Here is a 26,747-nt window from a genome sequence, read left to right on the forward strand (position 1 = left end):
CACTCGTGCCCTAGGTGTTAGCAAGCACTACTAGGTGTTAGCAAGCACTAGTTGTTAGGAAGCACCACCCATTCAGGTTCGTCGAACTCCCCGATAGCTCTAATCTCGCAAAACGGCGCCGCGCTTTTGATGATGTCTGCCACTTCGGGATTATGCTGTCCTTCCATGGCGTCGCGGCTGGCTTTGGTATCCCAGTGGGCGATGGCGATCAACTTTTTCGGATCGTCTATCTTGCGATGCAGCTCGGTACCACGGGCCCCAGCCGCCTGCTGGATCAAACGGCTGGCCCTGACCCAGGCGTCCGCATAATCCTCCGCAGTGTAACCATCCTTGATGTGGACTTCGAAAATGTATTTCATAGTCGGCTCCGTCAACACTTGAACACTGAATAATGCAAACCTGAAACTCTTGTGCTCATCGCAAGCCTAACGTGAATGCGGGGTGCCGCGCTAATACCCATGATGGGCCAACCGGGCTTGAAACAGGCGTAAGAATTTCTACCAGCTTGTTTCCGTGATGAAACCACAGCAAATTGCCCGTCATTCTGCGAAACTGGGCAACTGTATTTGGCTTTGCGCGGTTCAGGCCGCTCTACTGACACTTAAGGATTTATGAAGACACCGAAGAGATTGCAGCCCCTAGTCGATGATGGGCTGATTGACGACGTCGTCGCGCAGCTGATGAGCGGCAAAGAAGCGCAAGTCTATGTCGTGCTTAGTGGCGACCAGCGGCTTTGTGCCAAGGTGTTCAAAGAGGCTAGCAAGCGTAGCTTCAAGCAGGCTGTGCAATATCAGGAGGGCCGTCAGGTTCGTAACAGCCGCCGCGCCCGCGCCATGTCGAAGAAAACCCGCTACGGCCAGAAGGAGCAGGAAGACGCCTGGCTGAACGCCGAAGTCGACGCGCTATATCGGCTCGCGGCAGCGGGCGTGCGCGTCCCCAAGCCACACGCATTCGTCGACGGTGTACTGCTGATGGAACTGGTAGCGGACAGCGACGGTGCCGCCGCCCCGCGCCTCGACGACGTGTCCTTCAGCCCGAAGCAGGCAAGAGACTACCACGACCGCATTGTCAGAGAGGTGGTGCGCATGCTCTGTGCCGGTCTGGTTCATGGCGACCTATCCGAATTCAATGTACTGGTGGACGAGAACGGGCCCGTCATTATCGACCTGCCCCAAGCCGTCAATGCCGCTGGCAACAACAACGCCGCCCGCATGCTGGAACGGGACGTGGACAATATGCGCCGCTATTTTGCCCGCTTCGACCCTGAGCTGCTAAAAACCGACTACGGCAAAGAGATCTGGTCCTTGTACGAGAGCGGCGACCTCTATCCCGATAGCCGACTCACCGGCTGCTTCGAACACGATTCCGCCAGTGCCGACATGGAGGAGCTGATGGCCGTCATTGAGGCCGCGCGGGAAGAAGAGGCAGAACGTCTGGAACGGGAGCGGTTAAGGGACAGCGAGGACTGAGGGCCCGGTCCAAGTTTGGAAACCAACAACCTCCCGAACGGGCTCGACAGAAGACGAACTGGCGCTAATTAATAGCAATCTACAGGGCAACAACGTCGTGATGGAGGGCGATTGCCTCGTAGCGCACCATAAGCGCCTTTACTGGGTCGGGAACCACGGCTTGCTCGAAGTTTGGGCCCGCAAACATCTTTACGGCTTCGAGAGATTCGAACCAGAATATGGTTGTGAACTCGACCTCTTCGCCAGCCTCGCGCCGGAGTAGATTGGTGTCGATATAGCCACTGACACCCTGCGTGACTTTCGGCAGAACAACATCCCGGAAAAGCTCTTCATAGGCCGCAGCATTATCCGGGGTGGTCCATCCTTTCCATATTCGAGCAATCACCTCGACGTCTCCTTGCTTGTAAAGTCTTAGGGTGGGCGTCCTTTTAGTCGTTACTTTTGGATGATGAACCCTGCTTTCGTTTATCCGATCCGGCAATAGACTGATTGATTTCAGCCATTTCTTTCGGCGTCAAATTACGCCATTGCCCAGGCTTTAGGGCATCCAATGAAACGCTCATAATACGGGTTCGCTTCAGCCTTGTTACTTCATAACCAAAATGGTCACACATTCTCCGTATCTGGCGATTCATTCCCTGCGTTAGAATAATTTTAAAGACAAAGCGGCTAAGAACTATCACTTTGCATGGTTTGGTAACGGTATTTAGAATAGGGACGCCCTTCGCCATTAACTCTGCAAACTGCGCATTCAACGGCTTGTCTACAGTGACAATATATTCCTTTTCATGAGCATTTTCCGCGCGCAGAATTTTATTGACGATATCCCCGTCACTAGTCAGAAAAATTAGCCCTTCAGAATCCTTATCCAAACGGCCTATCGGGAAAATGCGTTTTTTATGGCGAATGGCATCAATAATATTGCCTTGCACCTTCGATTCTGTGGTGCATGTAATACCCACCGGCTTGTGATAAGCGATATAAACCCGATCAGATTTATCAGCGGCTCTATTGCGGATGCGCTTACCTTCCGCCATAACGACATCACCAGGCAAGACTTTAGTCCCCAACGCCGGACATTTGCCATTAATGGTCACCAGTCTTTGTTCTATTAATTTGTCTGCCTCACGGCGGGAACAATAGCCTGACTCGCTTATAAATTTATTCAAGCGGCGTCCGTCATTCGCGCTAACGTTTCTGCTCTTATGCTTGCCTGCGTTCCTACTCAACCAAGTACCCTGTCTATGCTCTGAACCATGGGAAGCTACTCTGACATAGAGACACGAAGCGGTCCAAGGAAATGAGCAAAAGCGCTGGGGCGAAAGCCTTAAGAAGAAAGGGAAGTCTTAAAGTCTTAAGGACACCCAACGAAACCATAGCCCCGCCCAACAACTTCTGATACTGTCTATCCATACAGCTACCGAAAGAAGGGAATGCCAATGCCCCGGGCAAGGAAAGCCCAAGTCGCCGTCGAAGCGACGCCGTACTACCACTGCGTCAGCCGCTGTGTCCGACGCGCCTTTCTCTGTGGCCAGGATCCTCTGACCGGTCAGGATTTCTCACACCGGAGGGCCTGGATAGAAACCCGCCTGCTCAAACTCGCTACGGTGTTTGCACTGGACGTCTGTGCTTATGCGGTGATGAGTAACCATGTCCATCTGGTCCTGCATATCAATCAAGCGGAGGCCGACCAATGGTCCTTGCGGTCAACCATCGAACGATGGCACCACCTGTTCAAGGGCACGATCTTCAGTCAACGCTATCTCCAGGGTGAGTCCCTACGAGACATCGAGCAGCAGATATTGGAGGAGCAAGTCGAGATTTGGCGGGCGCGGTTGCAGGACATCAGTTGGTTCATGCGTTGTCTGAACGAAGACATCGCCCGGCGGGCCAACCTTGAAGATAATTGTACCGGCCGATTCTGGGAAGGTCGTTTCAAATCCCAGGCCCTGCTTGACGAGCAGGCCCTGGCCGCCTGCCTGGCCTACGTCGATCTCAATCCCATACGCGCCGGCATCGCCAAGATGCCAGAGACGAGCGATTTCACATCAGTCCGAATCCGGGTGCGGCAGTATCTGAACGATACCGATAACCTGCCTGGCCTGTTTCCGTTTGCAGGCTACCCACGACAGGACATGCCGGTGGGCCTACCCTTCCGGCTGGAGGACTACCTGGAACTAGTCGATTGGACGGGCCGCCAACTCAGGGCCGGCAAAAAAGGCCACATCCCCGAAAACGTACCCCCTATCCTGGACCGCCTCGCCATTGAACCCAAACATTGGCTCTACATGAGTCGCAGCTTTGAAAGCCAGTTCAAAGGACTGGTTGGCACAGCGTTCAATCTGAAGGCGGCCTGTCAGCAATTGGGCTACCGACGGACCGTGGGCCTGGGCCGTTGCCAAATGCTGTTGGGGTAGCCCCGCTCAACCTACCTTCCTTCGCATCCAATACCTGCTCTCCTCGAGCGGCGGCAGCCGCCTTTTGTTCAGAAAGCCGCATTGCTTGGTTGAATAGCCCTACAAGACGCAAAGCCGTGACGATTCTCCATTTCGCCGGGTCAAACCGGAAAGTTAAGGCAAATTTTGCTGTAAAGACTGAGCGAGGCCTCCGGCTTAGAGTGGGTGTCCTTTTAAGAAGGGTGTCCTTTTAAGTAAATACGCGAATCTCCACTGCTTGCTCCTGGGTCAACATAGATGCGGCTCAAAAAAAGCCGCTATTGTCGCCCAGGGGGCCAGTTTTACTTCGACGTCAGGGGTCATTTTTACATCGGCGGTGACAGCCAAACAGGAAGTAGCGCTGATTCTTCATTTCGCTGGGCCAAACTGGAGAGTTTGGGCGGGATGTGTGCGCGGTCTTGGAGCGGGCGCCCTTTTAAGTACTTTTAAGCACGGTCTTTATCTTTTTAAGTACTTTTAAGTATTTAAGTAAAACCTTTAAGCAGGACTCTAGTTTTCTAATTAGACAGGGCTAATAATTTGCGCTATCAATTCACATTACGGCAGTAAGTTGGGTTTTTTATAAGGTTCTGAAGCCAAGCTGTCTCCCTCCTTTCGTTTGTACCCTCCTTCGCTACCTGCATTTAAGAGCTTCTTATTACTAGGTTATACTTATACGGAGACAAAATAATGAAAAGCATCGTTCTATTTCTCGTCTTTAGCTTTTTTTGCACCTTCTCTCATGCAACTGCAATCTTTTCCTGGTTCCCAAACTTCTCTGTTTTTTCTCTGCGTGTAGCAAACGCCATTCCACCAGCTGGCCCATACGCGTCGGGAGCGAAAGTTATTACTGCAGTGGTTGATCCTGATCCTTCCACTATCTATTCAGGGCGATTTAACCTCAACTACGACCCAAGTCAGCTCCAATTTATCCCCGTGGCAGGCCAGAGCTATGGCTGGCTCGGCGATTGGGGCAATGATCCCTCAGCTACACCAGCACCACCGCTTCCAGAAAATCCCGAGCAGTTTGTCTATGCCGACACACTCGAGCCTGATCTTCAGGCCCCAAATAGCGGCCTGACCAGTTCTGTAGAGACGAGTGCGTCTGGATCAATCGTAGTTGAATTTGATTGGGGCGATTTAGGGTTTGAATCAGATGAGCCCTACAATTTCTTTGCGATCAACTTCGCGCTTCTAGATAACAGCCTGAGACCCGTCGCAGTCCCCAATGGAACCTTCGGCGCTGCGCTGAGTATGGGTCTCAGCTCAGCCACGCCTGATACGTCTGCTCCCAACTATGCTATTTGTCAGCCACAGTCTCAGGTTGGCGAGCGAGAATTCTGCTCAACCGACCAGCGCTTTCCGGATTTCGCTCTTGTGCCGGAACCCTCAACGGTTGCTCTCTTAACTACTGCTTTACTGGGCCTACTATGGCGTAAAGGGAAACTTAGGGCCGGCGTCCTTTTAAGACATTCCTTTTAAGTATTTTAGAGTGGGTGTCCTTTTAAGGGTTTTTGAGTTCAAGCCGATTCCAGACAAAACATCCCAGAAGATTAAAGACTTGCTGGCCCGACGCAGCCAGCTTCTGGAGATGTCCACGATGGAGAAAAACCGTCTCCAGATACTCCCGAAAGCGCTGCATCGTTCCATCAAAAGCGTGCTCAGGATGCTTCAGAATCAGATTGAGACCATCACCCGACAGATCGAACAGGAGGTGGCCAAAGTCGATCACTGGCGAATCAAAACGGAGATCATGACCAGTGTGCCGGGCGTCGGCAAAGTCCTTGCCTACACCCTGCTCAGTGAGCTTCCAGAACTCGGTTCTTTGAACCGAAAAGAGATTGCTGCACTGGTTGGTGTCGCGCCCATCAACCGGGACAGCGGCAAGCTTAATGGCAAACGACGAATACGGGGAGGACGTCACAGAGTGCGCACGGTGATGTTCATGGCCATGCTCTCATCCATCCAGTGCAACCCGGTTTTCAAACGCTTCTACGAGCACTTGAAGGCCCAGGGGAAACTGCCCAAAGTCGCCCTCATTGCCTGTATGAGAAAGATGATTGTGGTGCTCAATACGATGGTCAAAAATCAGGAGGCGTGGCGTGAAAAAATGGCTTAATTTATCGGATTGACACCACAGTCACTTGTTAAATTATTGATATGATTGAACCATATAACATTAAAGCTACCACGAACAGGCTTAGTATTCCGAAATAAAGGAGAGGCGTTTTCATCTTCTTGAGCTGAAGTTCCGCGTACGCATGCTCAATCATTTGACGCCTAGTCTTCTGCGAGTTTTCTCTCAGCGCCAAAAGCTCGGCTGGGAAGTGGTGCGCGCCCAAATCAATGGCTCGAAATGAGATGTATATCGAGATCACGCTAGCAACGAGGGCTATGTAGTCATTGCTTATACCAGCGCAACCAACTGCCAGTCCAAACGCGAGAGTGCCCACTACCACCTCGAGATGCATCTCCCAGTTTCGCAATTTCTTCACGAGTTGCTCTCGATCCACACTCTACCCCTCAAGCAAGAATCTGTTGCCGACAATTTAACGCTTGAGTTGAGGGGCGTTTGTGGAGCACGCGCAGCGTGCGGAAAAAACGTCCCTCTCCAACGATTTGTTGGGCGTCATTTGAACTCCTCCAATACCTTTCTAGCCAGATGCAGATAATGCCGGTGATCGAATAGCAATTGCTTGGGTATATTGTAGACCTTGATTCCGCTTTCCGAGTTCACACAGAAGACGGGCTCGAACGATGCGACCTGCTGAGCCTCGATCATGATTTCGATGCGCCTCTTCCCTCCAAGCTCGCTCTCCGGCGCTCCTGACAAGTGATCCAAGCGACGAAATTCATCAACTTGGTCCTGGGAGGTGATGATGCCTGGGGGAACGTACAACGGAATTCGATGTGCGGCTGGATCCCTTAAGACCGCCAAATCTAGGCCCCACGATTTCATCGCTGATAGATGGTTCGCATGAGGAGTTGACCGGTCTCCGACGGCTTTAAGAAATTTATCGCCGAAAAGGTGGACTTTCATTCTGGCGCCAGAATCTTCTGTTGTACCAGGGAAGACTTGAAGCTCGAATTGAAGGATCCACGCCAAGTTATCTAGAGCGCCCCTCAAATTCAGGTAGTATCCATTCAAATGAAGCGCTGCCTCTGTCGCCACATCGGCTGAAAGTGCGTCCCGCTTTGCGGCAAAGCAAGTGCGCTCCAAATATTCCCGGCAGTGGCGAAGAACATAATGTCTTGCTCCCAGCCCGCTTTTCAGATGCGTTAGGGCTTCGGGGGTCGAAAGCCAGTCGCGGGCATCGAATATTCGAGTTTCCAAATTTGACTCAAGAAATCGAAGACGCTGAAATTTCTCTGGCTTTAGCACGATGCTTTCCTATGACGCTCAACGCCATGCTCAGCTGCGCGCGTAAGCGCGTCCGGTGTAGGCCCGTAGGGCCGGAACGAACTGCAGCTACTGGTTATGACCTGCTTCAGCTCGACAGAATAGACGCAGAGCACCCCAGTCACTCGCACGGATATGCTTCTTGGAAGGCTGTCATGGCCAGCAAAGTTTCTGGATAATGAAGCTTTGCGGGATTATCACGCAAAAACGACGTGACTATTCGAATAGCCTGACCGTTATCGATGCCTCCTTCTGGGAAGCATACTATAGAGCTACTGCTCCCCATAAGTTGCATTGTGTTTCTTACCCCTTGAACCATCCCCATACACACTCCCACATTGAATGGGCTCTGCACATTCTTGGTATCAAGAAATCTTTCTGCGCTTAGACATTGCTCCAGTAGTCTATTGCCATCAGCCTGAGCAAATGTTGAAAAGAAGAAAAAAATAATAGCCATTGCTGCAAGATTCAGGTTTCGAAAGGCCATTTTTTCTCCTTGTATTCATAACGCCCGCCATCACCGGTGACAAAACCAGAGCGAAGCGGAGGTTTTGGCATCCGGTGCATGGCCTGGTTAGCTATCGATCCTCGCGCAAGCGGCCTTCCACATATTTATGAAGGATGCTGGCAACAAGTGTCTGGTAGGGGATGCCTTCTGCCAGGGCTTTCTTCTGGAGCCCCCTAAGATCCTTTGAGGATAGTCTGATGTTAATGCGGGCATCTTTCTTGAACATGGCCTCGGCGTACTGTTGATGCCGCAATTTCCTGTCTTCACTGGCTGGCGACCGCTGCAGCTCTCCTGCATCGAATGCATCCAGAATTTCCTGCTCTTCTTTATCCAGCCTACTCATTTTGGACCTCCCAAATAGGTTCTGGTCGCTTTCCGGCTCGGGATGATCGTTTTCAGAAAAACCTCATCCTCTGACTCCACAAAGGGCACCAAATACGCATACCCCTCGATCTCAATCACATGAATTTGTTGCCCCGGATATCGCTCCTGATTCGGATGCTCGAACGTATCCAGGATGCCTCCAACCGAGATATGCAAAACCACATCCTCGAAAGAGACGCTCCTTTCTGCTTGGAGAAGCTTGTTCTTCTCTGGGTTCCATGTGATAGGTTTCATGGGTCAAAAGATAGCACATTGTGTGCTTTCTGTACTCACTAGCTAACATTTGTATATGAGTTCCGAAGACCGATATCCCCGCGACCGATATCTCATTTCCAAATTTCGCTTCAAACTAGTCTGCGGCCCTTGGCATGTCAACGTTCCAGACACACCTAGGAAAACATTCATTTCCGACAAAACGGTCGTCACGACCGATATCCCCGTTTTTCACGCACCGTCCAACCTATTGAAACAACTGGCAAACATGGCCATTTCACTGTACCTCTCAAAAATCACGGTCGCGACGACCGTTTTTCCAGTTGCTCATGCTCGCCGAGAACCCTAAGCTGTACATACATACAGCCAAAGGACTAGCCATCATGGAAGATGTCGCACCTCCCCTCCCCGCTCAACCAAAGCGATTCATGGATCGCTTACGCGCGTTCATGCGAGCACGCCACCTCGCTTACCGAACCGAGAAAACCTACTGCCTATGGATTCGCGACTTCATTCGCTTTAGTGGGCGCCGTCACCCGGAGAGTATGGGACCAAAGGATGTCGATACTTGGCTCAGCTACCTGGCAAATGAACGGAACGTTTCCATCAATACCCAAAAGACGGCACTGAACGCTGTTGTCTTTATGTATCAGCAGTTCTTGCAGATTGAGCTCGGCTCCCTTCAATTCCAGAAAACGTCTTGTGGACGGAAGCTGCCCGCCGTCTTTACTCACGACGAAGCCATGGCCGTGCTCAACAATATGAGGGGCGTTCACTACATGCTTAGTGCGCTGATGTATGGGGCGGGCTTGCGAGTAATGGAAGCGGTAAGACTGCGCGTTCAGGATATCGACTTTAGCGAAGGCTGATAAGTGGCGCCGGACTTTACTGCCGCAATCCCTGATTCAGCCACTGAAAGCCCAGGCCGATTACGCGCTGGCTCTGCACCAACAGGATTTGCAGGATGGGTTTGGAGAGGTCTACATGCCCTTTGCCTTGGACCGAAAGTATCCAGCTGCCGCCAAAAGCCCCGCCTGGCAGTATGTTTTTCCAGCCCCGAGGCGCTCTGTCGATCCTCGGTCGAGCATAATCCGACGTCATCATATGGGCGAACAACAGGTCCGCCGGGCAGTCTCCACGGCACTCAAGGAATCAGGCATTCTCAAGAAAGCCAGCTGCCATACGTTTCGCCACAGCTTCGCAACCAATCTGCTTAAGGCCGGCACGGATATTCGCAATATTCAGGAATTGATGGGGCACAACGATATCAGCACCACTATGATTTACACGCACGTGATAGGAAGCCATGAGCGTTGTGTTGCAAGCCCGCTTGACATAGGTTGATCAGCAACGAAGTGTGTCAGGCCGCAACCTGCAATGAAAACCGCCGATCCCAAACCCGCTCAAGCGCTTCGAACAGACTATCCGTCGTCAGGGCCAGCAACCCGATCAGAATCGCACCCTGCAACACATAGGCGGTATTCCCATTGACCAGCCCCGCAATCACCGGATCGCCCAGCGTACGCGCGCCGATGGTCGAGCCTATAGCGGCAGTGGCAATGTTGATGGTGACGGAGGTGCGGATACCGGCGAGGATCACCCGGCCAGCCAGCGGCAACTCCACCTGAAACAGCACCTGCATGGACGACATACCCATACCCCGACCGGCCTCGCGCACGGCTGGATCGATACCCTCCAGACCCGCCAGTGTATTACGCAGAATGGGGAGCAGGCCGTAGAGGATCAGGGCGACGAGGATCGGCGCCTCGCCGAAGCCCAGAACCGGTACGGCCAACGCGAGCACGGCAACAGGCGGAAAGGTCTGGCCAATGGAGGCGATCTGGCTGACCAAGGGTAGGAAATCCCTGCCCGAGGAACGGGTGGCGAAGATGCCGCCAGCTACAGCCGCGAGGGTGCCGATGGTGGCTGAGATAAGCACCAGCACGAGATGGTTCTGCAATAGGAACAGAAAGCTTTCGCGCTCGTAGATCACGCGTTGCTTGTCCGGCTGAATCCAGTGGAATAGCGGCTCCAGCACCGGCATGGCAGCGCTCAGACCGATCAGAAGAACAGCCAGCAGTAACGGGGACAGCCAGGTGCGCATCAGGCGCCTCCCTGGATGACGCGCTCTCTCGAGATAATGCCGGTCTCCTCGCCGCGGGCATTGAACACGGCGACCTGCGGCAGATCCTGCCAGAGCATCACCGACAAGGCCAGGCGGACACTGTCGTCTTCCTTGATACCATCGGCGCCCGGTTCGCTCGCCTTGGGTTGGGCGTGAGGCGTCATCAACTCGCTGACCGGGCGCAACCCCATGAGCTTGAGGCCGCGGTCCTGCTTGCCGACGAGGTTCTCGACAAAGTCGGAGGCCGGCCGGCGCAGGATGTTTTCGGGGGTGTCGTGCTGGATGATACGGCCCTGATCCATGACTGCGATGCGGGTGGCCAGTTTCAGAGCCTCGTCGATATCGTGGGTGACGAAGACGGTCGTCTTGCGCACCTGTCTCTGGATACGCAACATTTCCAGCTGCAGATTTTCCCGTGTGATGGCGTCGAGCGCACCGAAGGGCTCGTCCATCAGCAGAATGTTGGGATCGGCCGCCAGCGCCCGCGCCACACCGACACGCTGCGCCTGCCCGCCGGAAAGTTGCTGCGGATACTTGTTGCCGTAGGTGGCCGGGTCCAGTTCCAGCAGCGACAGCAGCTCGTTGACGCGTTCGTCGATACGCTCTTTCGGCCATTTCAGCAGCTGCGGCACCAACGCGATATTGCGCGCGACGGTCCAGTGGGGGAATAGTCCGGTACCCTGAATGACATAGCCCATGTTGAGGCGCAGCTTCTGCAGGTCCATGCCGGTGATGTCTTCGCCGTCAACCAGGATTTCGCCGGCGCTGTGCGGTAACAGGCGATTGATCATCCGTAGCGTGGTGGATTTACCACAGCCCGAGCTGCCCACCAGCACACACACCTCGCCAGTTTCGATGGTCAGGTCGATCCTGTCCACGGCGACGATATCGCCAAAGCGCCGTGTGACATTTTTCAGTTCGATCATCCGGACAGTTCCTTTTCGTTGTCGGACAGCCGCAAGTCGTTATCAGACAGCCGCAAGTCATTTTCGGGCAGACATAGGCCGTGTTCAGGCCGTGGCAGGTGTACGTTTAAGGCTGTTGCCCAGCATGGTGAGCAACGCATCGGCCGCCAAGGCCAACGCAATGGTCGGCAGCGCTCCCAGCAGCACCAAATCCATCGCCGCCTGTCCCAATCCCTGGAAAATGAAGCCACCAAAGCCACCGGCGCCGATCAGCGCTGCCACGGCGGTCAGACCGATAGCTTGGATGGTGGTGATGCGCACACCTTCAATGATCACCGGCAAGGCCAGGGGCAGCTTGACCTGGCGGAACAGCTGGCGTTCGGTCATACCCATGCCCCGGCCGGCATCCACCAGGGATTCGGGCACTTCGGTCAGGGCGACGAAGGTATTGCGCACCATCGGCAACAGGCTGTAGGCAATCAGCGCCAGCAGGGCCGGTGCCCAGCCGATGCCGCGAATACCCATATCCTGCAAAACCGGGAAGGCCGATGACAACGCGCTAAGCGGCGCGATCAGGAGACCGAAAACGGCCAGACTTGGTATAGTCTGCAGGAAACTAACGACACCCAGGATGGGCCGCCGCCAACGTGGGCTGCGGATCATCTTCAGCGCCAGCAGGAAAGCCAGGCAAAGACTGATACCCACGGCGCCGAGGGCCAGCGTTAGATGGGTCCAAAGCGCCTGCTCGAACTTGGCCGGTTGCGCATTGAACTCCCGGACCAGCGACAGACTTTCCAGCCCGTCGCTGGTAAAAATCGCCAGCCAACTACCCACAATAAACAGCAGTAGGACAAGCTGAAGCCCGCGGCCCGCTCTGAGCCGCCCGAGGACTTCAACCAGCATCAGCGATAGGAAAAATAACAGACACCACAAGCCCGCCCCGATCGACGAGCGAGCATAGGGCGCGTCCTCAGGCAGATGGCGCGCAGCGAAGGTCTCGAGCAGCGCGGGCAGCATCGCCAAGGCAAGGCCGATGATGCCGGCCAGCAACACGAAACGATTGCGTAACGGCATGACCGAAAGCAGGATGGCACCGATCAGAGTGCCGGACACCAACGCCGCACCGACCCAGCCGACGGCGGACAGCAAGCCATGCCCGGTACCCGGCACAATGCGGTTGGGCTGAATGGTGCCGAAATCGAGGCCCCAGACCAGCACCAAGGCTAGAAGCCCCAGTGCTGGTATGACGCGATTCGGCAGGATACGGCTCGAAAAAAGCTTGATAGCGGGCAAATCCTCAGTCCTGAGGCAATGAATCCAGATAATCCCGGGCCACTTTCTCGGCTGGTACGCCATTGACGGCGACCTGGCCGTTCAGGCGCTGGAGGGTTTCCAGGTCGAGGGATTCGAAGATGGGCGCGAGCACGTCGCGGATCTTGGGATAGGTGTCCAACACGTCCGCCCGCACGATCGGAGCGGGCTGGTAGACCGGCTGAACACCTTTGGTGTCTTCCATGACTTTGAGGTCGAGCGCATTGAGGCCGCCGTCGGTGCCGTAGGTCATGGCGCCGTTGACGTCGTTATTGTTTAACGCCGCAGCGCGCAGTGTCGCAGCGGTGTTGCCACCGGAAAGGATCAGCAACTGGTCGGAGCCCAGCTTGAAACCATAAGCGTCCTGAAAGGCCGGTAAAGCGCTGGCGGATTCGACAAACTCGGAGCTGGCCGCAAATTTGAAGTCGCCGCCATCGTTAATATAGGCCGCCAGATCCTCCAGGGTCTTCAGCGCGTGCTCTTCCGCCAGGTCGCCACGGACGCTCATCGCCCAGGTGTTATTGGCGTCGGCCGGCTTCAGCCAGATGATGTTGTGCGCCTCCTTATCCAATTTGGCGGCCTGTTCATAGGCTTTGCCGGCGTCCCTCCAAATATCCCGGTCGGCCTGGTCGTGGAAGAATGCCGCATTACCGGTGTACTCCGGATAGAGATCTATTTCGCCCGCCTTGATCGCGTTACGCACAATATTGGTAGCGCCGAGCTGAAGGCGGTTTTCCACGGGTATGCCCGCGTTTTCCAGGCTCTGCAGAATCATCTGGCCCAGTACGGCGCCCTCGGTATCGATCTTGGAGGAGACGACCACAGGATCGGCAGCCAACACAGGCCCGGCGGTCAGCATCAATGCGAGTGCCGCGACGCGGCGAAAACGGGAGATAAGGGACACGGCCATTCCTCTTGGTCGTTAGAATTTTTCAGTCGTTAGGACTTTTCAGTCGTTAGACTTTTCAGTTGTTTGGGCTGTCTCATTCGTTAGGACTTTTTCGGTCGTTAGCACTTGTCCACGCGTTAGAACTTCTGGTTTTCAGAGCTTTTCATTAACCGACTCGATCGCCGGAACGGCCTTCACTGTCACAGAGACCCCGGCCATCAAGTCCGTTCGTTCACTTTTGTACCGGGCTTGTACTCTTTTGTACTGCTTTGTACTGCACCAGTCCTTAGTCTATTGGACACATCTACGAAGGCAAGGCCGAATTGGCTTTAGGCATACGCTCGTTCGAAACAACGGCAAAAGCCCATTGGAAACGGCGTTAAAAGAGCGATTGTCCGCCATTTTTCGCCCTCTTTCGCTATTTTTAAAAAACCCAATTGGCGCTTTGAAACGCCAACTTTCTGCCCTAGTATCGAGGTGGCCAGTTCAAAATAAGCGGCCTTGGAGGCTGCCTCCAAAGTTTCTTAGAAACGAAATGAACCCGAAACAAATACGCTTTGTAACTGTCCAAGTTTTTGAGTCTGAACTAAGCTGAAATTAGTCTTGAACGAAGCGCAAGACCGTCTGACCGGAATTTGACCACCGGCGTATTCGGGTTCAGACAACTCCTAACTTCCATTTTCCAACGACCAACCTGGGACGCCGGTGCAAGGCGACTCTGAGATCTAGATCGGAGAACTTTTTAGTGTAGTTTTTTGCGATAATCATGCGAGCGAGGGGCTTATATGAGCATTCTGCAGCACTTCAAGGATAGGTATGAATCTACTCAGGAGGAGGAATTTTCCCTTGAGGAATACCTGGAGATCTGCAAAAGAGATCCATCCGCTTATGCGACTGCCGCTGAGAGAATGTTGATGGCTATCGGCGAGCCAGAAAAGATAGACACCGCCCGAGATCCGCGCCTTTCACGTATATTTTCCAACAAAGTCATCAAGCGCTATCCGGAGTTCTCCGAGTTCTACGGCATGGAAGAGGCCGTGGAGAATATTGTTTCCTTCTTTAAACACGCAGCCCAGGGCCTGGAAGAAAAGAAACAGATCCTATATCTGCTGGGTCCGGTGGGCGGCGGTAAATCCTCCCTGGCGGAAAAGCTTAAACAACTGATGCAGAAGGTGCCGTTCTACGCGATCAAGGGATCGCCGGTGAACGAGTCGCCGTTGGGCCTGTTCGATCCCCAGGAAGATGGCCCTATCCTGGACGAGGAATTCGGCATTCCCGCTCGCTACCTCAAGTCGATCATGTCGCCCTGGGCGGTGAAACGGCTGCATGAGTACGGCGGCGATATCGGTCAGTTCCGGGTGGTTAAGCGCTATCCGTCGGTACTGGACCAGATCGGCGTCTCCAAAACCGAACCCGGCGATGACAATAACCAGGACATCTCCGCCCTGGTGGGCAAGGTCAACATCCGCATGCTGGAAGAGTTCTCCCAGGATGATCCGGATGCCTACAGCTTCTCTGGCGGCCTGAGTAAGGCCAATCAGGGGCTGATGGAATTCGTCGAGATGTTCAAGGCCCCCATTAAAGTATTGCATCCGTTGCTGACCGCCACTCAGGAAGGCAACTACAACACCACCGAAGGCATGGGCTCAGTCCCGTTCGACGGCGTTATCCTGGCCCACTCCAACGAATCCGAGTGGCAGACCTTCCGCAACAACAAGCACAACGAGGCGTTCCTCGACCGGGTCTACATCGTCAAGGTGCCTTATTGCCTGCGGGTGAGCGAGGAAATCGACATCTATGGCAAGCTGCTACGCCATAGTTCGCTGAAGGGCGCGCCCTGCGCTCCGGACACGCTGGATATGCTCGCCCAGTTTTCGATCCTCTCGCGCCTGAAGGAGCCGGAAAACTCCAGCATCTTCTCCAAGATGCGGGTCTACGATGGCCAGAACATCAAGGACACCGATCCCAAGGCCAAGTCGATCCAGGAGTACCGCGACTCAGCCGGCGTCAACGAGGGGATGGACGGTCTTTCCACCCGTTTCGCCTTCAAGATCCTGTCCAAGGTGTTCAACTTCGACACCACGGAAATCGCGGCCAACCCAGTGCACCTGCTCTACGTGCTGGAGAAGCAGATCGAGCAAGAGCAGTTCCCCAACGAAGTGCAGGAACGCTACCTGCGGTTCATCAAGGAATACCTGGCGCCGCACTATGTCGAATTCATCGGCAAGGAAATTCAGACCGCGTATCTGGAAAGCTACAGCGAGTACGGCCAGAACCTGTTCGACCGCTACGTGACCTATGCCGACTTCTGGATACAGGATCAGGAGTATCGCGACCCTGAAACCGGCGAAATCCTCAACCGCTCTGCCATCAACGACGAGCTGGAGAAGATCGAAAAGCCGGCCGGCATCAGCAACCCGAAGGATTTCCGCAACGAGGTGGTCAACTTCGTCCTGCGGGCACGCGCCAACAACCAGGGCCAGAACCCATCCTGGCTCAGCTACGAGAAGCTGCGCGCCGTGATCGAGAAGAAGATGTTCTCCAACACCGAGGACCTGCTTCCGGTCATCTCCTTCAATCCGAAGGCGTCGCAGGAAGACCAGAAAAAACACAAACAGTTCGTCGAAAGGATGGTCGAACGCGGTTACACCGAAAAGCAGGTCCGCCTGCTTGCCGAATGGTACCTGCGGGTAAGGAAGTCCCAGTAACAAAGTGGCCGCTGGCTGCCTAAAGACACGCAACAGCGGCCCTTAACCAGGTTAGGAGTCAAGAAGAGACTCAACGAGGCTCCTTGAAACTGACTCGAGGCCGGGGACGCACCAGGATGCATGAAGTGCAAGGCGCCCGGAGCGCAGCCAGCGAGGCATACCTACTTGGTAGGAGAGCTGGTGAGTTCCTCGCAACGCCGCAAGTCTTGTATCCAGGGGCGTCCTCCACCAGAAGCTGGAGAGTGTTATGGGGATGACCCACATCGTCGATCGCCGACTTAACGGCAAAAACAAGAGCGCCGTCAACCGCGAGCGGTTCCTGCGGCGCTACCGTCACCACATCAAGAAAGCGGTGGCCGAAGCCGTTCAACGGCGCTCGATTACCGATATTGAACGTGGCGAGAACGTCAGTATCCCATCCCGGGATATTGAAGAACCGATTTTCCACCATGGCCGGGGCGGCAATCGCGAGATGGTGCACCCGGGCAACAAGGAATTCGTCACCGGCGACACCTTACCCAAACCTCAGGGCGGCGGTGGCGGCCAGGGTCAGGGACAGGCCAGCCCGGACGGGGAAGGCATGGACGAGTTTGCCTTCCAGATCACCCAGGACGAGTTCCTCGATTTTCTGTTCGACGATTTGGAACTGCCCAACCTCGCCCGCAAGAAACTCAAAGATACTGAGGCCTTCAAGTACGAACGCGCCGGGTTTAGCTCCCAGGGTATCCCGGCCAAACTCGATGTGGTCCGCTCCCTGCGCGGCGCCCATGCTCGCCGTCTAGGCCTGGGCGGCGCCCGCAAACGCAAACTGCGCGAACTTGAAGCACAGCTGGCCGAACTGAAAGCCCAGCCCCAGGAACCGGACCCCGCGTTCAGTCCACAGGACCAGATTGAAGCCCTGGAGGCCGAGATCAAGCGCCTGAAGAGCAACCTGCGCCGGATTCCCTGGATCGATGAAATCGACCTGCGCTACCGTCAGCACATCAAGAAACCGAAGCCGGCCACCAGCGCCGTCATGTTCTGTTTGATGGATGTATCCGGGTCTATGACCCAGATGCATAAGGACATCGCCAAGCGCTTCTTCATCCTGCTTTACCTGTTCCTGAAGAAGAACTACAAGCGCATCGATGTGGTGTTCATTCGTCATCACACCAGCGCCAAGGAAGTCGACGAGGAGGAGTTCTTCTACTCCCGCGAAACCGGCGGCACCATTGTCTCCAGTGCATTGAAAATGATGAAACAGATCATCGACGCGCGCTATTCCCCATCGGAATGGAACATCTACGCGGCCCAGGCGTCGGATGGCGATAACTGGAACGACGACTCGCCCATCTGCGGCAAGATTCTGTCCGAACAGATTCTCCCGCTGGTGCAGTACTACTCTTATGTGGAGATCACGCCCCAGGATCACCAGATGCTCTGGTACGAGTACGAAAAGATCATGGAGAAAGACCCGCATAGCTTCGCCATGCAACAGATCGCGGACCCGGGCGATATCTATCCGGTGTTCCGCCAGTTGTTCGAGAGGAAAGCGGCATGACCGGAACCGTCGACAAACCACCCGTTGCCAACGAACCGATTTCCACCACCTCCGAATGGACGTTCGACCTGGTACGGCGTTACCAGGAAGAGATCGACAAGTGCGCCGAAGAATTCGGTCTGGACACCTACCCGAACCAGATTGAGGTCATCAGCGCCGAGCAGATGATGGATGCCTACAGCTCGGTGGGCATGCCCGTGGGCTACCATCACTGGTCCTTTGGCAAACAGTTCCTGAACACGTCCAAGGGCTATCAGCGCGGGCAGATGGGGCTGGCGTACGAGATCGTCATCAACTCCGACCCCTGTATCGCGTATCTGATGGAGGAAAACACGCTGCCGATGCAGGCGCTGGTCATTGCCCATGCGTCTTACGGGCACAACTCCTTTTTTAAGGGCAACTACCTGTTCCGCACCTGGACCGATGCCAGCGCGATCATCGATTACCTGGTCTTCGCCCGCAATTACCTGGCCGAATGCGAAGAGAGGCATGGGCTGGAGGCGGTGGAGCAGATTCTCGACTCCTGCCACGCGTTGATGAATTTCGGCGTCGACCGCTACAAGCGTCCGGCGCCGATTTCGGCCACCGAGGAACAACGGCGCCAGCAAGAACGCGAGGAATACCTGCAACGCCAGATCAACGACCTGTGGCGCACCATTCCGAAGATGGGGGACGACGACGAAGAGAGTAACCGGCGCCAGCGCTATCCGTCTGAGCCGCAGGAAAACCTGCTTTACTTCATCGAGAAGAACGCGCCGCTACTGGAAACCTGGCAGCGGGAAATCATCCGCATCGTGCGCAAGATTGCGCAGTACTTCTATCCCCAGCGCCAGACCCAGGTGATGAACGAGGGCTGGGCCAGCTTCTGGCACTACACCCTGCTCCACCGGCTGTACGAGAAGGGTCTGGTGACCGATGGGTTTATGCTGGAGTTCCTGCAGAGTCATACGGCAGTGATCTACCAGCCACCTTTCGACAGCCCCTGGTACTCGGGCCTGAACCCGTACACCCTGGGCTTCTCCATGTATACCGATCTGCGCCGTATCTGCGAGAACCCGACAGATGAAGACCGGGAGTGGTTCCCGGACCTGGCGGGCACCGACTGGGTGGAAACCCTGCATTTCGCCATGCGCAACTTCAAAGACGAAAGCTTCATCCATCAATTTCTCTCACCTAAGGTGATGCGCGATCTCAAGCTGTTCGCCATCTCCGACAACCAGGAAGAGGATGTTTACCGCATTACCGCCATCCACAACGAGCCGGGCTACCGCGAGCTGAGAGAAAAGCTGGCGCGACAGTACAACCTCAGTTATCGCGAGCCCAACATTCAGGTCTGGAACGTCGATGTTCGCGGCGACCGCTCGCTGACCTTGCGGCATGTACCGTCGGACAGCATTCCGCTGGGTGAGAGCACCAGCGAGGTTTTACGCCATGTGCATCGCCTCTGGGGCTTCGACGTGCGCTTGGAAAGCGTCGAGGATGGCGCCGTCGTAAACGAGTTCCACTGCCCGCCACGCAAGCTCGACAACGAGGAGTAACACGTCCCTGCAGCTCATCCCGGTCATCGGGCCGGGGTGACATTCCCTGCCAGGGGTGATGTCATAGTCCGAGACGGAAACCATCGATCACAACCCATTGGACTTGAACCATCCATGCATTTTCTCAATGGCATCACCATTCTGCTGGTTTACCAGCTGGTGGGCGAAGTTACCGTTCGCCTGTTCGGCCTGACCATTCCGGGGCCCGTGCTGGGCATGATTCTGTTATTCGTGACCCTCATTATCCGCGGCCATGTGGGCCAATCGCTGGATGCCTCCACCAGCGCCCTGCTCGGTCACCTGTCGCTGCTGTTCGTGCCCGCCGGCGTGGGCATGATGGTCTATTTCAGCCGCATCATGAACGAGTGGCTGCCTATTGCCATGGCGCTGGTGCTCAGCACGGTCCTCACCATGGTTGTGACCGCCTTGACCATGCTCGGCATCCAGCGCCTGGCCGCCAGGCGGAGCCGTGACAATGGTTGAAACAGGCCTGACCCAAATCTGGGTTTATCTCTCCACGTCGCCCCTCCTGGGACTGACGGCCACCTTGGTCGCCTATGGCCTGGCCCACCGGCTGTATGTGTGGGCCAACAGCAATCCGCTGCTCAATCCGGTGATCACCACCATCGGCATGCTGATCGTGTTCCTGCTGTTGACCGGGACAAGTTATGAGGAATACTTCGAGGGCGGCCAGTTCATTCATTTTTTGCTGGGTCCGGCTACGGTGGCGTTGGCCGTTCCCCTTTACGAACAGCTTTCGCGATTGCGCGCGGTCTGGATTCCCGTGCTGGTCGCGCTGTTGGCCGGGGTGATCGTAGGTGCGCTGAGCTCTATGGCCATCGCCTGGATCTTCGGCGCCTCGCCTGAAACCATTCTCTCTCTGGCGCCCAAATCGGTGACCGCACCGGTGGCCATGGGTATCTCAGACGCCATTGGCGGTTTACCCTCGTTGACGGCGGTACTCGTGGTTGTGACGGGGATTATCGGCGCGTTGCTCGGCACCAAACTGTTCGAGCTCCTGCGCATTGGGGACGATGGCGTGAAAGGCATTGCCATGGGCGTCTCGGCCCACGGCATTGGCACCGCCCGGGCGTTTCAGGTCAGCCCGATGATGGGCGCTTTTTCAGGGCTCGCCATGGCCCTGTCGGCCTTCGCCACGGCGGTGTTGTTGCCGGGAATGATTGACCTGGTGCGGGCTATTTTTCCCGGGTGGCTATCGTAAAGCCCCCAAAAAGCCACTAACCGGCCATAGACAAGATGTGCTCCCACTGCGCTTCGGTGACCGGCATCACCGAGAGCCGGGCGCCTTTTTTCACCAACGGCAGATCGGCCAGCGCCGTTTCTTGCTTCAGCCGCTGTAGCGGAATCACGTCATCGAATTTGCGCTCGAACACCATATCCACGGCTTTCCAGCGCGGCTTGTCCGGCGCACTTTTGGCGTCGAAATACGGTGACTGCTCGTCGAACTGGGTCGGGTCAGGATAGGCGGAGCGCACCACACGGAGCGTGCCCGCCACACCGATCAGCTTGCAGCTGGAGTGGTACATAAAGACGTGGTCGCCGGTTTCCATCTCTGCCAGGAAGTTCCGAGCCTGGTAGTTGCGCACACCGTCCCAGGCAATCGGTTTGTCCGGCGCCCTGGCAAAATCATCGATACCGCACTCATCGGGTTCGCTCTTGACCAGCCAATGCGCCATCGTCCGTCCCTCTAATAGAAAGCACCTAACACTAGCAGATACATAAAGCTCGAAAGCTCCTAAAACTTGAGAGCACCTAAAGTTTGAAAGTACCTAAAACCAAAAAATATCGGAAGCTGGGAAGTACGGAAAGCCGGAGAGTACTGAGTACTGAAGCGACAAAGCACCGAAAACTAGAGGCACCAAAAACTAGAAAGTAACCGAAAGCCGCCCCGTCAGCCGGGCATCGTTGTCGCGGTACTCGGACTCCACCGTCAACGGTTTGCCGTATTCGGCGTAGGCGGCGAATTGACGCCCCAAAAAGCGCAAGCCTATACCGGACGCAGCGGCCGACTCGGTTTCATCGTTTGCGTTCTGCCGGGCGGCCGCCAGACCATAGTAGATGTACGGCACCAACCGGCTACCTTGCAGGATGCCGTCAGCGGCATAGGCGCGACGCAATTCGAGCTTGCCACCGGCACCGGAATCCCCGCTGAACTCCCCCGGCTCGTAGGCTCGCGCAAAACGGGTACCGCCGATGGAAAAGCGCTGGGAGTATGGCAATTCGTAGGGCGAGTACTGGACAGCAATATCCCCCCGCAGCGAGAAATCAGCCGGCAGCCCCCGCCAGTAGGTGTACTCGGCCAGCAACACCTGGTAGCTCAGATCGATATCGCTACCCGCATCTGTGCCCGTGCGTTTCGCGCCGAACGCATCGACCCCGAAGCGGGTTTCGATCTCTATTCGGGAGGTCTGGCCCCGTCCGCGCAGATAGGTCTGAACGCCCAGCAAAGCCATCCGCAGGCTTTCGTCGATCTCGGTCTCGCCCTCATGACGCCGGGTGTAGTCGCGGACGATCGCACTGCCGTATAGGCTCAAATCCCGCGTACGTTCATCGACCAGCGTCTGCCACCACAAGAAACGCCCCCAGTTGCGTCGATAGACCGGCGCCTCCACATCCCCGTAGTCCTGCGGCACCGACTTGGCGTTGCTGAAATCGAGGTAGATGGACGCAACCTCCGAAGTGGGCAAGCGCATACCGGCGCCCACGCTGCGATAGCCATCCGAATCGGCGGTGTGCAGGGCCGATACGTAGAGTTCGCTGATATCTTGCGACAACCCGTAGACAGAAACCGTACCGCCGATCAGGTGCTGCCCGAGCCGCTGACTGCCCTCGGCGCTATAGGTTAAGCGCCCGCCGATGCGTGGCCCGATCTTCGCTCGCAGCGTATGGGCCGCACTGTCGCTTTGCGAGGGCTCGACGGCCGAGGACAGACCAATCGACAGCCGGCCCTCGATATCCCTGACGATAGCGTCAATGTTGGCCTTTGATACGGCCGGTCGCTCCATCAGCGGGCTCAGCCGGTCCCGGACTTCACGCTGGATCTCAAGACTCCCGCCTTCGACCTCGATCCGGCCAATGTAAGGTTCGTCCACGGCCAGGCGAACCACCTGCGCCGTGTCCTCATGACGCTGGGCGCGAATCACCGGGCGTAGATAGCCCTGACGCACGTAATAATCGGAGACGCGCTCGCGTAGCTGGTCGTAGCCGTCCGGTCCGATGTTCTGGCCGAGATGGTCCAGATAGGTGGGAAGTAGCTGGCCAACATCGAACGCACTGACGCCCTCAAAAACCACCGCCCCAATAGCTGCACTTTCGTGGGCCCGCGCAAACGGCACACCGGCAACCAGGCATAGGCAGATACAAAATATGACGTTATTTAGCACAGCTTACGTCGCCTTCGAATAATGATTATGTAAAGCTTTGCAGTCTAACGGCACTCGCTAATTTGAGATGTAAAGAATTGTTGAATGTTGCTAACTTAGAAATATGACGTCGGGGGTAAATCGACATGCTGGGATGTAGTAGCACGGGCCGGGTATTCGGCCCGTTCTTTCTTGGCGTTTTCCTTCTTTTGAACATGCTTACGGCGTTCGCGGCGGAATCCGTACGGGTGACTTCCGTTACCGGCGATGTGGAGTTTCGTCCCACCTCGGACGCACCTTGGCAGACAGTCACCACAGGCATGTCCCTACCGGTACCTGCGGACATTCGAACCCAACCAAACGGCGAGGCCATCGTCGAACAGGCGGGCTCGACATTCCAGGTCAAGAGCAACTCTCAGGTCTCCCTGCAGGCAACGCCGAACAACCGCGATGGACTGGTATCCAAAGTCAAACAGTGGTTTGGCACGGTCTTTTACTCGGTTGAGCGCAAGCCCGACGAGTTCAGCGTCGAGACGCCCTTTCTGGTGTCTACCGTCAAAGGCACGCGTTTCGTCATCGTCTCCGGCGAATCGGCCTCTTTCGTGACGCTGGTGGAAGGCTCTCTGGAGGTGATGGACATCGACAGCGGCCAGCGCGAATTGCTGATGCCCGGCGATGTGGTAAGTTCCGGGTCGGAACGGGCCGGCGTCCAGTCTTTTCAATCCGAGACCCGCACCCGGACCACATCTACGGCCGAGACACCAAGCCTAAACGGACAGCCGCAAGGTGATGACACCGAGGCCGAGCGGGCGTTCGAGGGCGCCCTGGGCAATCTGGCGGAGATCGCCACGGAGCAACAGGTCGTCGAAGACATGGCGCAGGACGACATGACCGGCCCCGACGACGATATACCGGGCCGCGATGACAGTATGGATCCCCTGCCGCCGCCTGTCGACGGTGGCGATGATGACGTTCCCCCGCCAGAAGCTCCCGGTCCCGAAGAGCCAAGTCCTGGCCCCGGTCCTGAGCCTGAGCCTGAACCTGAGCCCGAGCCTGAACCTAGTCCAGGGCCGGGCCCAGGAAAGCCGGGCGATGACGACGATGACGATGACGACGACTAAACATCATTTACCACTGTGAAATCGTATGCGCCATGACCATCGTTCGGGCCGGTTCCGAATCCTCCTGGCGACGCTTGTCGCCGGGGGAGTCTTCTTTGCATTATGGGCCTCCGGTAGCTTGCACCGCGCGGACCTTGTGCTGCGAGACAACCTCGTTCAATGGACGTTGATACAGCGCGTTCAAACTAACCTGACGCTGGTCGAAATTGATGCCGAGAGCTTGAGAGCCGTTGGCCAGTGGCCCTGGCCACGATCGATATACACCGAAGCCATCCGCCAAATGGACGATGCCGGCGTCCAATCGCTGGTTCTCGACATCGACTTTAGCGCACGGTCCACCCCCGATAACGACCGGGCGCTCGCCACCGCGCTTGACCGGATCAAAGACAGCACCGGCGTTTACCTACCGGTTTTTCTCCAGCGCCGCTCCCATGGCGACCAGACTCTGCTGCTGAGCCAGCCGTTGCCGGCGTTCCGCGACTACGTGGATCAGGTATCGGTCAACATGTACCCTGAAGGAGACGGACTGGTACGCCACTTATCCACGGGCTTTCACTGGAATGGCACGTTCTATCCGGGCGTGTGGAATGCATTGGCGACACAGAACGACGCCGCAACCTGGATCGATTTCAGTATCGATCCGCAATCCTTTCACTATGTCAGCTTTGTCGACCTGATCGAGGGCAAGGTTCCACACCGTTTCCTTGAGGGGCGGGACGTCATTGTCGGGGCGACGGCAATCGAACTGGGAGACATCCTCGCGACGCCTATCCATCGCGCGCTACCGGGCGCCGTGATACAGGCCCTAGGCACCGAGACACTAAGACGCGGCGGGTTATACACGCTGAACCCCGTGCCGCAGGTGCTATTCCTGGTGCTGGTTTGGCTATTGTCGGCGCTGCTATTCAACCGCACACGCTGGCATCTCGGTCTTCAGGTTATCGCTGGCTTCTCACTGCTATGGGCAGGCCTGTTTATTGTCCTGTACCGTCAGGCCGGACTGATGCTGCCGATTATCGAACTGCCGGTGCTGACCGTCTTGGTCTATATCGCCATCAATCTGGCCAAGCTCGACAAGGCCACGCTAGAGGGCTTCTGGCTCCAGATAACGCTGCGTGACAATCAGGCCTTGCTGGACAGAATCGTGGCTACCACCAACGACTGCATTCTCTGTGCCGATCCCTCCGGCAGCATTATCCGGGTCAACCATTCGTTTCTGCATTTGTGCGGCATGGATGAATCCGGGCTACTGGAGACGCCCATTGCCACCCGCTTACCCGATGCCCGGCACGGGCTGGTGACGCTACCGGACAAGCCCTTCGATACCCACCTGGTTGACGAGTCCGGCCGTCACATTCCCGTGGAGGCCACCGTCAGCCGGGTGGACTTGTCGTCCAGCCCCATCTTCACGGTGGTACTGCGGGATTTGCGTGAACGGGTGGCACGCGAAAACGAGTTGAAGTACCGCGCCACATACGACGCGCTGACAGGCCTGTTCAAGCGGTCGGCCTTCTTTGAACGTGTCAACGCGAGTGTTGGCCGGCATGACACCGGTTGTCTGATCACTCTGAACATCGATTACTTCCACGAGGTCAACGATACTTACGGCCACGCGGTGGGTGACCGATTGCTGAAAGCCGTCGCCGAAAGACTCCAACTGGAAATGGGCGAAATCGCTCATGGTGCGCGGGTCGATGGCAACAGCTTCGCACTCTGGCTTCCGGGCCTGCGGTTTGCCGCCGGCGGGGAGCAGTTCTGCATCTATCTACTCCAGGCGCTGGAAAGACCGTTCCATATGAACTCGTCGGAGACGATCACGATTCAGATTACCGGTACGTTGGGCGTCGCCGAATACCGCGCTCCGTCTAACACGGCGTCTACAACGGCGAAAGGTCAAGCGGGTCATGAGGACAATCTCGCTGAAGAGCTGTTGCGGCATGCGGGCGACGCCATGCGCCTGGGCAAGCAAGAAGCCGTGGCCATCCGCTGCTACAGCGAGGATGACGGCGAGGCAGCGATCAAGCGTCTGAAGCTGGTGCCCGCCATCCGCAAGAACATCCAGGACGATGCCTTCCAACTGGTCTATCAGCCCAAACTCGCGTTGCCGAATCTGGTGCCAATCGGATGCGAGGCCTTGCTTCGCTGGCCCTCGAATAGGGACGAGTTCGTGCCGGTGCCCACCATTATTGAAGTGGCGGAAAATTCCCGCCAGATTGCGCCACTCACTCAGTGGGTTGTGGAAACGATCCTCAAACAGGAGTCGGCGTGGGAGGCAGCCCAACGCCCTCGGAACGTGGCCGTCAACCTGTCCGCCCGGATTTTCCAGGATGCCGGTTTCGTCTATGATTTGAAGGAACTTCTGCTGTCCGGCAGTGGCTACTTTCAGTTTGAATGCGAATTGACGGAGACGGCCTTACTATCGAACAAAGACCAGGCTTTAAAACTGATCCACGAGCTAGTGGATGCCGGGATCACCCTCGCCATCGACGACTATGGCACTGGTTTTTCCTCACTCAGCTACCTGCAGGAATTACGGGCCAACGTGCTGAAAATCGACAGGCAGTTCGTCACCCATATCCAGCAGCATCCGAGCAATCAGGTTATCGTCCAGTCCACCATCAATATGGCCCATGAGCTGGGCATGCACGTGGTGGCCGAAGGCGTGGAGACGGCCGAGGACGAAGCCTTCCTACGAGAGGCCCGTTGCGATCTGGTACAGGGCTACCACTATGCCCGCCCGCTGCCGCTGAATGAGTTCGACGCCTGGCTGGAACAACGGCGCTCACCGCTCGCTCAGTCTCAGACTTCTTGATTTAGG

25 protein-coding genes are annotated in these 26,747 nt (G+C 56.1%); 13 read left to right on the forward strand and 12 right to left on the reverse strand.

The window, feature by feature from the left end:
* Window positions 1–47 precede the first annotated feature (47 nt).
* Window positions 48–359: an antibiotic biosynthesis monooxygenase family protein gene (locus FXO11_RS16395; protein WP_148864030.1), complete on the reverse strand. Its 312-nt coding sequence runs from the start codon at window positions 357–359 to the stop codon at window positions 48–50.
* 252 nt (window positions 360–611) lie between these two features.
* Here FXO11_RS16395 and FXO11_RS16400 point away from each other — a divergent pair, with 252 nt between their 5' ends.
* Window positions 612–1,469 carry a PA4780 family RIO1-like protein kinase gene (locus tag FXO11_RS16400; RefSeq protein ID WP_148864031.1) on the forward strand — a complete coding sequence of 286 codons (858 nt, stop codon included), beginning with the start codon at window positions 612–614 and terminating at the stop codon, window positions 1,467–1,469.
* A 79-nt stretch (window positions 1,470–1,548) separates the two neighbouring features.
* Here the strand turns inward: FXO11_RS16400 and FXO11_RS16405 are convergent, their stop codons facing one another.
* Window positions 1,549–1,854, reverse strand: coding sequence for an antibiotic biosynthesis monooxygenase family protein (locus FXO11_RS16405; protein ID WP_148864032.1), 306 nt, complete (start codon window positions 1,852–1,854; stop codon window positions 1,549–1,551).
* A gap of 43 nt (window positions 1,855–1,897) precedes the next feature.
* Window positions 1,898–2,638, reverse strand: coding sequence for a 23S rRNA pseudouridine(2604) synthase RluF (rluF, locus tag FXO11_RS16410; protein WP_148864033.1), 741 nt, complete (start codon window positions 2,636–2,638; stop codon window positions 1,898–1,900).
* Window positions 2,639–2,908: 270 nt separating this feature from the next.
* Between rluF and FXO11_RS16415 the strand changes: the two genes are divergently transcribed.
* The 3 genes from FXO11_RS16415 (at window position 2,909) to FXO11_RS16425 (ending at window position 6,023) form a co-directional block, all read left to right on the forward strand.
* On the forward strand, window positions 2,909–3,886 hold the full coding sequence (locus FXO11_RS16415; protein WP_148864034.1) for a transposase: 978 nt from the start codon (window positions 2,909–2,911) through the stop codon (window positions 3,884–3,886).
* Between the two features lie 708 nt (window positions 3,887–4,594).
* A complete protein-coding gene (locus FXO11_RS16420) occupies window positions 4,595–5,386 on the forward strand; it encodes a PEP-CTERM sorting domain-containing protein (RefSeq protein WP_148864035.1) in 792 nt (263 codons plus the stop codon).
* Between the two features lie 118 nt (window positions 5,387–5,504).
* Window positions 5,505–6,023: a transposase gene (locus FXO11_RS16425; protein WP_168203190.1), complete on the forward strand. Its 519-nt coding sequence runs from the start codon at window positions 5,505–5,507 to the stop codon at window positions 6,021–6,023.
* A 510-nt stretch (window positions 6,024–6,533) separates the two neighbouring features.
* On the opposite strand, the gene FXO11_RS16430 is transcribed toward FXO11_RS16425, so the two are convergent.
* From FXO11_RS16430 to FXO11_RS16440, 3 genes are all read right to left on the reverse strand, one after another.
* A complete protein-coding gene (locus FXO11_RS16430) occupies window positions 6,534–7,286 on the reverse strand; it encodes a hypothetical protein (RefSeq protein WP_148864037.1) in 753 nt (250 codons plus the stop codon).
* A gap of 139 nt (window positions 7,287–7,425) precedes the next feature.
* Window positions 7,426–7,791, reverse strand: coding sequence for a Rap1a/Tai family immunity protein (locus tag FXO11_RS16435; protein ID WP_148864038.1), 366 nt, complete (start codon window positions 7,789–7,791; stop codon window positions 7,426–7,428).
* A gap of 91 nt (window positions 7,792–7,882) precedes the next feature.
* A complete protein-coding gene (locus tag FXO11_RS16440; protein ID WP_148864039.1) occupies window positions 7,883–8,155 on the reverse strand; it encodes an antitoxin in 273 nt (90 codons plus the stop codon).
* A 637-nt stretch (window positions 8,156–8,792) separates the two neighbouring features.
* On the opposite strand from FXO11_RS16440, the gene FXO11_RS20675 reads away from it, so the two are divergent.
* Together FXO11_RS20675 and FXO11_RS20680 are read left to right on the forward strand one after the other, a co-directional pair.
* Window positions 8,793–9,278, forward strand: a complete 486-nt coding sequence (locus FXO11_RS20675) for a phage integrase N-terminal SAM-like domain-containing protein (RefSeq protein WP_406565632.1) — start codon at window positions 8,793–8,795, stop codon at window positions 9,276–9,278.
* A gap of 115 nt (window positions 9,279–9,393) precedes the next feature.
* Window positions 9,394–9,753, forward strand: a complete 360-nt coding sequence (locus tag FXO11_RS20680; protein WP_406565633.1) for a tyrosine-type recombinase/integrase — start codon at window positions 9,394–9,396, stop codon at window positions 9,751–9,753.
* Window positions 9,754–9,769: 16 nt separating this feature from the next.
* Here FXO11_RS20680 and FXO11_RS16455 read toward each other — a convergent pair whose 3' ends face one another.
* The 4 genes from FXO11_RS16455 to osmF all read right to left on the reverse strand — a co-directional run bounded on the left by FXO11_RS16455 (window position 9,770) and on the right by osmF (window position 13,660).
* On the reverse strand, window positions 9,770–10,513 hold the full coding sequence (locus FXO11_RS16455) for an ABC transporter permease (RefSeq protein WP_148864041.1): 744 nt from the start codon (window positions 10,511–10,513) through the stop codon (window positions 9,770–9,772).
* Window positions 10,513–11,460, reverse strand: coding sequence for an ABC transporter ATP-binding protein (locus FXO11_RS16460; protein ID WP_148864042.1), 948 nt, complete (start codon window positions 11,458–11,460; stop codon window positions 10,513–10,515). Before FXO11_RS16460 ends, FXO11_RS16455 begins: the two co-directional genes overlap by 1 nt.
* Window positions 11,461–11,544: 84 nt before the next feature.
* Window positions 11,545–12,732, reverse strand: a complete 1,188-nt coding sequence (locus tag FXO11_RS16465) for an ABC transporter permease (RefSeq protein WP_227545942.1) — start codon at window positions 12,730–12,732, stop codon at window positions 11,545–11,547.
* A gap of 4 nt (window positions 12,733–12,736) precedes the next feature.
* Window positions 12,737–13,660, reverse strand: a complete 924-nt coding sequence (gene osmF / locus FXO11_RS16470) for a glycine betaine ABC transporter substrate-binding protein OsmF (RefSeq protein ID WP_148864044.1) — start codon at window positions 13,658–13,660, stop codon at window positions 12,737–12,739.
* Window positions 13,661–14,424: 764 nt separating this feature from the next.
* Between osmF and FXO11_RS16475 the strand changes: the two genes are divergently transcribed.
* The 5 genes from FXO11_RS16475 to FXO11_RS16495 all read left to right on the forward strand — a co-directional run bounded on the left by FXO11_RS16475 (window position 14,425) and on the right by FXO11_RS16495 (window position 20,647).
* Window positions 14,425–16,347, forward strand: a complete 1,923-nt coding sequence (locus tag FXO11_RS16475) for a PrkA family serine protein kinase (RefSeq protein WP_148864045.1) — start codon at window positions 14,425–14,427, stop codon at window positions 16,345–16,347.
* A gap of 247 nt (window positions 16,348–16,594) precedes the next feature.
* Entirely contained in the window at window positions 16,595–17,887 is a 1,293-nt protein-coding gene (locus FXO11_RS16480) for a YeaH/YhbH family protein (RefSeq protein WP_148864046.1), read from the forward strand.
* Window positions 17,884–19,425 carry a SpoVR family protein gene (locus FXO11_RS16485; RefSeq protein ID WP_148864047.1) on the forward strand — a complete coding sequence of 514 codons (1,542 nt, stop codon included), beginning with the start codon at window positions 17,884–17,886 and terminating at the stop codon, window positions 19,423–19,425. The genes FXO11_RS16480 and FXO11_RS16485 overlap by 4 nt, the downstream gene beginning before the upstream one ends.
* Before the next feature lie 114 nt (window positions 19,426–19,539).
* The gene (locus FXO11_RS16490) at window positions 19,540–19,908 is read left to right on the forward strand and encodes a CidA/LrgA family protein (RefSeq protein ID WP_148864048.1); all 369 of its coding nucleotides are present in this window, start codon (window positions 19,540–19,542) and stop codon (window positions 19,906–19,908) included.
* Entirely contained in the window at window positions 19,901–20,647 is a 747-nt protein-coding gene (locus tag FXO11_RS16495) for an LrgB family protein (RefSeq protein ID WP_148864049.1), read from the forward strand. The genes FXO11_RS16490 and FXO11_RS16495 overlap by 8 nt, the downstream gene beginning before the upstream one ends.
* Before the next feature lie 16 nt (window positions 20,648–20,663).
* Here the strand turns inward: FXO11_RS16495 and FXO11_RS16500 are convergent, their stop codons facing one another.
* Window positions 20,664–21,122, reverse strand: a complete 459-nt coding sequence (locus FXO11_RS16500) for an EVE domain-containing protein (RefSeq protein WP_148864050.1) — start codon at window positions 21,120–21,122, stop codon at window positions 20,664–20,666.
* A 189-nt stretch (window positions 21,123–21,311) separates the two neighbouring features.
* A complete protein-coding gene (locus FXO11_RS16505; protein WP_148864051.1) occupies window positions 21,312–22,829 on the reverse strand; it encodes a ShlB/FhaC/HecB family hemolysin secretion/activation protein in 1,518 nt (505 codons plus the stop codon).
* 125 nt (window positions 22,830–22,954) lie between these two features.
* Between FXO11_RS16505 and FXO11_RS16510 the strand changes: the two genes are divergently transcribed.
* Complete coding sequence (locus FXO11_RS16510) at window positions 22,955–23,929, forward strand: FecR family protein (RefSeq protein WP_148864052.1); 975 nt, start codon at window positions 22,955–22,957, stop codon at window positions 23,927–23,929.
* A 25-nt stretch (window positions 23,930–23,954) separates the two neighbouring features.
* A complete protein-coding gene (locus FXO11_RS16515; protein ID WP_148864053.1) occupies window positions 23,955–26,741 on the forward strand; it encodes an EAL domain-containing protein in 2,787 nt (928 codons plus the stop codon).
* Window positions 26,742–26,747: the final 6 nt, after the last annotated feature.

This window comes from Marinobacter fonticola, from assembly GCF_008122265.1.
Lineage (GTDB): Bacteria > Pseudomonadota > Gammaproteobacteria > Pseudomonadales > Oleiphilaceae > Marinobacter_A > Marinobacter_A fonticola.